Raw genomic sequence first — 6,000 nt, 5'->3', positions numbered from 1 at the left:
GGGCTGCTGCTGCTCGACCTGAAAGACCTGCGCGCGATGCTGCAGCACGTCGGCGAGAACGCGAGCCAGTTCACCACCGAATATGGCAACGTCAGCGCCGCCAGCGTCGGCGCGATCCAGCGCGGGCTGCTGCAGATCGACGAGCAGGGGGGCGACAGCTTCTTCGGCGAGCCGATGCTGAACATCGCCGATTTCATGCAGACCGTCGAAGGCCGGGGCATCGTCAACGTGCTGAGCGCCGACAAGCTGATGAACGCGCCGCGCCTGTACGCGACCTTCCTGCTGTGGATGCTGTCCGAGCTGTTCGAGCAACTGCCCGAAGTGGGCGACCTGGAGCAGCCGAAGCTGGTGTTCTTCTTCGACGAGGCGCACCTGCTGTTCAAGGATGCGCCGGCGGCTCTGGTCGAGCGCATCGAGCTCGTCGTGCGGCTGGTGCGCAGCAAGGGCGTGGGCGTGTACTTCGTGACGCAGAACCCGCTCGACATCCCCGACACCGTGCTGGCCCAGCTCGGCAACCGGGTGCAGCATGCCCTGCGCGCCTTCACGCCGCGCGACCAGAAGGCCGTCAAGTCGGCCGCGAGCACGATGCGCGCGAACCCCGGGCTCGACATCGAGACGGCGATCACCGAGCTCGCGGTCGGCGAGGCGCTGGTCAGCCTGCTCGACGAAAAGGGCCGGCCGAGCGTCACGCAGCGCGTGTTCGTGCTGCCGCCGGGCAGCCAGATCGGGCCGATCACGCCGGAGCAGCGCAAGGCGCTGGTGGCGAGTTCGCTGGTGGCGGGCGTCTACGAGAAGGCGATCGACCGGGAATCGGCGTACGAGAAGCTGAAGGGGCGCGGCGTGGCGAGCGCCGATGCGGGGCGCCCTGCCCCGTCGTCGGCACCGTCATCCACTTCCTCCACCCCGATGCCCACACCGACCGGCGGCCAGCAGCCGGCCGAAGCCGGGCCCGGCTGGGGTGGCATGCTCAACGACGTGCTGTTCGGCACCACCGGCCCGCGCGGCGGCAAGCACGACGGACTGGCGCAGACGATGGCGAAGTCGGCGGTGCGCACCATCGGCACCAGCGTCGGCCGCGAACTGATCCGCGGCGTACTCGGCAGCCTGCTCGGTGGCGGCAAGCGACGCTGAGCCGTAGCCCGGATGCCAATCCGGGATTCCCACGGTCACGATCCCCGGATTGGCATCCGGGCTACGGGAGAACGTTCAGCTTCACGCCCGGCACGGCGGTCACCCGCGCCTCGCTCGCCACGTTGCCGATGATCCCGTTCGCGAAGAAGCTGTTCTGCGTGTCCGGCTCCAGCGCCGCGATCACCAGGTTGGCGAGCGGCTGGCTCAGCGGCACGTAGTAGCTGCCGATCGGCACGTCCATCAGCGACGGCCTCAGTTGCACCTGCACGTGCACCACCGCGCCGCCGTCGGCGATGGTGCCGCGCACGTCCTGGCGCGCACCGCTCTCGCGGCTGGTCTCGGCATAGGTTTCACCCTGCATCACGCCCATCGCGGCCACCTGCTCGACCCGCACACCCAACGTGCGCAGCCGCATCACCGCATCGCCCTGGTCGGCGGCCAGCCAGTAGCCGCAGGCGCGCGGGCGGGTCTTCAGCGGCTGCAGCTCGAGCGCCGAATCCCAGTTCACCACCAGCGCCTTGTCGGCACCGGTCGCCGGGTCGAGCATCTGCAGCGTGTACTCGCTGGGGGTCGGGCCGGCCTCGACCAGCGCCTCGCCCTGGCAGGCCTTCGAGGCCACGTCGGCATCCACGTACTGGCGCAGCTTCACCAGGTCGGCCGAGCGGTCGGCCGCGCTGCGCAGGAAGCTGCCGACCGCGACCACGTGCGTCTGCACGCGCCGCTTCAGGTGCAGCCGGCCGATGCCGACGCCGCGCGTCTCGATCAGGATGCTGACGGCGTTCTTCAGCCCGTTGACGTTGCGGCCGGTGTCCGGCTGGGTGCCGCCCATCGAGATCTTCTTGTCGTTCACGTCGACCGAGGTCGTGTAGTACCACTCGGAACTGAGCCCCTGCTGCTTCAGGCTCGCGAGCATCGGCTGGCGGAACCATTCCTCCGAGGCCTTCGTGATGAACTCCGGCAGGTTCGCGGTGGTCGCGTACTGCACCAGCGCATCGAAGCGCTGCACCGCGCCGAACTTCTCGAGGAAGCGGCCGACCACCGTGTACTCGTGCGAATCGACCACCAGCACCGGCTGGAAATCACGCACCAGCCGGGCCTGGGCCTGCGCCTCGGGCGTGCGCAGCAGCAGGTGGTCGCGGTTGGCGTCGATGCCGCTCGCAGTGACGCGCCGCTGCGCCTGCGCGCCGTCCGGGTTGGCGCGCGGCAGGATCACGACGTTGATGCGCTCCAGCAGGTCCTGCAGGCTGCCGCCGGCCAGCTCGCGCGCGAGCACGATCAGCGCCTCGCTGCCGGCCGGCTCGTCGCCATGCTGCTGGCCGACCAGCAGCACCGTCGGCCGGCCGCTCTTCAGCACGGCGGCGGGCGACATGTCGGGGTTGCGGGTGAAGAGGATCGCCTCGAGCGGCACGCCCGACTGCGAACTGCCCAGCGGCAGCAGCGTCGCGTTGCCGCCGCCGTGCACGATCTCGCGCAGCACCGCCTGCAGCTCGGCATTGGTCGTGAAGCCGGGGTGGCCGGGCTGGAACGCCGGCGTGCGGAACTCGACCGCCGGCTCGGGGAAGCGCGCCGCCACCGCGTCGTTGTAGGGCGCGGGCTGCGGCGCCTCGGCCACCGGCGCGGGTGTCGGTGCCGGCACGGCCGGGGTCGGCCGCCTGGCCGGCGGCATCGGCGGCCCGCCAGCGGGCGTCCACACGGGCATCGGCGAACTGCAGCCGAGCAACGCCGTCACGGCCAGCAKCGACAGGCCGGCGGCGGCGCGCGACAGCGGGGTGGAAGAGGACATGCGGGTCTCCGTTGGACGCTTGGGCGGCGCTGACTATACCGGCGGCCGCGGCCGCCCCCCTTCTCTCCGTCGCCCCTTCACGCCGCGCGGCCTGTCGTTCGCGCCGGCAGGCGCCGCTTCGTCGCAATGCGCTGGGCCGCGCCGCACCGCGCCGGCACAGTGCGGCCATCGACCCACCCCGCCACGGAGACACCCCATGTTCCTCGCCATCGTCCAACACGCCCCGCTGTGGGCCTGGGCCCTGCTCGCCGGCCTGGTCGCGCTTGGCCTGTGGCAGACGCTGCCGCGCCAGATGACGCTGCAGCGCGCCACGCTGCTGCCATCGGCGATGGCGATCCTCTCGCTGGCCAGCCTCGCCGCGAGCTTCGGCTGGACCGCCGGCGTGATCCTCGCGTGGGCCGCCGGAGCGGCGAAATCGCTGCTGACGATGCGCGCCGCCGGCGGCTGGCGCGGCATCGCGTGGTCGGCCTCGGCGCAGCGCCTGCTGGTGCCGGGCAGCTGGCTGCCGCTCGCGCTGCTGGTGGGCCTGTTCGCCGCGAAGTTCGCCGTCGGCACGATGCTCGCGATGCACCTGCCGCTCAGCACGCAGCCGGCCTTCGCGAGCGTCGTCGCGCTGGTCTACGGCGCCTTCAGCGGGCTGTTCCTGAGCCGCGGCCTGGCGATGTGGCGCGTGGCCCGTGCCGCCAGCCCGGCCTGAGCTTGAACCCGAATCGCCTGCCGCACAATCCGCCGATGCCGCCCCCGCCCGACAACACCGCCATCCGGCCGCACGATTTCCTGAAGCACGGCCTGGTGGTCGTCGGCTTCAACAGCTTCATCGGCCTCGTGCTGGCACTGAACCGGTCCGGCCCGTGGCAGGTGCAGATGATCTACTCGCAGGCAATCGGCCTGAGCATCTGGGCGCTGATGGATTTCGGGCGGCTGGTCGTGAAGATCAATCCGCAGACCGGCTGGCCCGAAGGCTGGCGCCGGTTCGCGCTGCAGGGCGGCGCGATCTTCCTCGGCTACCTGGCCGGCAGCACGATCGGCGATGCGCTGAACGACCGGCCGCTGCTCGACATGTGGCGCATGGCGCCGCGCGCGATGCTGAGCTACCTGCTGATGTGCATCGCGGTCAGCGCGGCGATCTCGTTCTTCTTCTACGCCCGCGGCAAGGACCAGATGCGGCTGCGCCAGCTGGCCGCCGCGCAGCGCGACGTGGCCGAGACCCAGCTGAAGCTGCTCGAATCGCAGCTCGAGCCGCACATGCTGTTCAACACGCTGGCCAACCTGCGCGTGCTGATCGCGCTCGACCCGCCGCGCGCGCAGACCATGCTCGACCAGTTGATCGCTTTCCTGCGCGCGACGCTGTCGGCCTCGCGGGCGACGCTGCATCCGCTGTCGGCCGAGTTCGCGCGGGTCGGCGACTACCTCGAGCTGATGAAGGTCCGCATGGGCGACCGGCTGCAGCCCGCGTTCGACCTGCCGCCCGGGCTGGCCGCGCAGCCGATGCCGCCGCTGTTGCTGCAGCCGCTGGTCGAGAACGCGATCAAGCACGGGCTGGAGCCGCACGTCGAGGGCGGCCGGCTGGTCGTCAGCGCCCGGCGCGACGGCGACGCGCTCGTGCTGACCGTGCGCAACACCGGCGCCGGCCTCTCCGCGGCACCGGCCGACGGCACGCATTTCGGCCTGGAGCAGGTGCGCCAGCGCCTGGCCACGCTGTACGGCGAGGCCGCCTCGCTGACGCTGGCCGCCGCGGACGACGCCGATGGCGGCACGCTCGCCACCGTCCGATTGCCCTGGAGCCCGACCGAATGAACGCCAACGGACTGAACGCCACCGCGCTGATCGCCGAGGACGAGCCGCTGCTCGCCGCGAACCTGAAGGCCGAGCTGCAGGCGCTGTGGCCGGCGCTGAACATCGTCGCCAGCGTCACGCACGGCGAAGCCGCGGTGCAGCAGGCGCTGGCGCTGCGGCCGCAACTGCTGTTTCTCGACATCCGCATGCCCGGCATGACCGGGCTGGAAGCCGCGCAGGCCATCGCCGAAGACTGGCCGGATGACGGCTCGCCGCTGCCGGCACTGGTGTTCGTGACGGCCTACGACGAGTACGCGCTGCAGGCCTTCGAGCAGGCCGCGGTCGACTATGTGCTGAAGCCGGTGCAGCCGGCCCGCCTGGCGCAGACCTGCACGCGGGTGCAGGCCGTGCTGGCGCAGCGGGCCTCAGGGGGTGGCGGGGCAATCGACGCCGCGATCGACCAGCTGCGCCAGCTGCTCGGCAGTGGCGGGCCGACCGCACCTGCGGCGCCCACGGCGCCCGTCGCGCCGCTGACGGTGATCCAGGCCGCCGTCGGCAACGCGATCCACCTGGTGCCGGTGGTCGAGGTGCTGTATTTCGAGGCGGCCGACAAGTACGTGCGGGTCGTCACGCTGGAGCGCGAGTACCTGGTGCGCATCTCGCTGCGCGAACTGCTGCCGCAGATCGACCTGCAGCGCTTCTGGCAGATCCACCGCGGCACGGTGGTGCGCTCGGACGCCATCGCTACCGCGCTGCGGGACGAGGCCGGCAAGATCACGCTGACCTTGCGCGGCCACGCCGACCGGCTCGCTGTGAGCCGGCTCTACGCGCAGCTCTTCAAGCCGATGTGATCAGTGGCGGTGGCCATCGCGCCCGTCACGCCCGCCGCGGTCGTCACGGCGGCCGTCATGGTCGTGGTAGTCGTGGTGGTCATGGCGCCCATCCCAGCGCGGCACCACCACCGGCACCGGGCGCACCACCGGATAGGTGTGATAGACCGGATACGGCCGGTAGACCGGGTAGGGGCGATAGACCGGACGCGGGCGGTAGACCACCACCGGCGCGGGCTGCACGTAGACCGGGGCCGGTGCGTAGTAGGCCGGCTGCACGTAAACCGGCTCGGCATAGACCGGCTGCGAATACACCGGCCCGCTCGACACGACGGTGGTCACCGGCGGCAGGTTGACGCCGATCGACCATTGCACATTGGCGGCATGCGCGCCTGCGGTGGCCAGCGCACCCACCAGGGCCAGCGCGGCGACGAACGGGGTCTTGCGATTCAACATCGTGAACTCCTGTGTTCCAGACAC

General features: G+C 71.3%; 6 protein-coding genes. 4 read left to right on the top strand and 2 right to left on the bottom strand.

The genetic code is table 11. From position 1 onward, the window contains the following. A partial coding sequence (locus tag AC1DXV_RS11780) for a helicase HerA-like domain-containing protein (protein WP_477933687.1) occupies positions 1-1,131 on the top strand: 1,131 nt, incomplete at its 5' end. Between the two features lie 61 nt (positions 1,132-1,192). Here the strand turns inward: AC1DXV_RS11780 and AC1DXV_RS11775 are convergent. Then, positions 1,193-2,914 (bottom strand): M14 family metallopeptidase, encoded by a 1,722-nt coding sequence (locus AC1DXV_RS11775; protein ID WP_477933685.1) that lies wholly within the window; start codon positions 2,912-2,914, stop codon positions 1,193-1,195. Between the two features lie 196 nt (positions 2,915-3,110). Between AC1DXV_RS11775 and AC1DXV_RS11770 the strand changes: the two genes are divergently transcribed. The 3 genes from AC1DXV_RS11770 to AC1DXV_RS11760 are packed head-to-tail and all read left to right on the top strand — an operon-like array spanning position 3,111 to position 5,541. Further along, positions 3,111-3,611, top strand: a complete 501-nt coding sequence (locus AC1DXV_RS11770) for a DUF6622 family protein (RefSeq protein ID WP_477933683.1) — start codon at positions 3,111-3,113, stop codon at positions 3,609-3,611. A gap of 35 nt (positions 3,612-3,646) precedes the next feature. Next, positions 3,647-4,711, top strand: a complete 1,065-nt coding sequence (locus tag AC1DXV_RS11765) for a sensor histidine kinase (protein WP_477874135.1) — start codon at positions 3,647-3,649, stop codon at positions 4,709-4,711. After that, positions 4,708-5,541: a LytR/AlgR family response regulator transcription factor gene (locus AC1DXV_RS11760; protein ID WP_477933681.1), complete on the top strand. Its 834-nt coding sequence runs from the start codon at positions 4,708-4,710 to the stop codon at positions 5,539-5,541. The genes AC1DXV_RS11765 and AC1DXV_RS11760 overlap by 4 nt, the downstream gene beginning before the upstream one ends. Here the strand turns inward: AC1DXV_RS11760 and AC1DXV_RS11755 are convergent, their stop codons facing one another. After that, positions 5,542-5,976, bottom strand: coding sequence for a hypothetical protein (locus tag AC1DXV_RS11755; protein ID WP_477871517.1), 435 nt, complete (start codon positions 5,974-5,976; stop codon positions 5,542-5,544). Between the last annotated feature and the right edge of the window lie 24 nt (positions 5,977-6,000).

The sequence above is a fragment of the Rhizobacter sp. P3_C12 genome (assembly GCF_056402735.1).
The sequence above is the reverse complement of the archived record's forward strand: the minus strand, read 5'-3'. Positions and strand labels throughout refer to the sequence as shown.

Bases quoted from the DNA above. Each gene is read 5' to 3' on its own strand.
- AC1DXV_RS11770 (WP_477933683.1), top strand. From the start codon at position 3,111: ATGTTCCTCGCCATCGTCCAACACGCCCCGCTGTGGGCCTGGGCCCTG.
- AC1DXV_RS11765 (WP_477874135.1), top strand. From the start codon at position 3,647: ATGCCGCCCCCGCCCGACAACACCGCCATCCGGCCGCACGATTTCCTG.
- AC1DXV_RS11760 (WP_477933681.1), top strand. From the start codon at position 4,708: ATGAACGCCAACGGACTGAACGCCACCGCGCTGATCGCCGAGGACGAG.
- AC1DXV_RS11755 (WP_477871517.1), bottom strand. From the start codon at position 5,976: ATGTTGAATCGCAAGACCCCGTTCGTCGCCGCGCTGGCCCTGGTGGGT.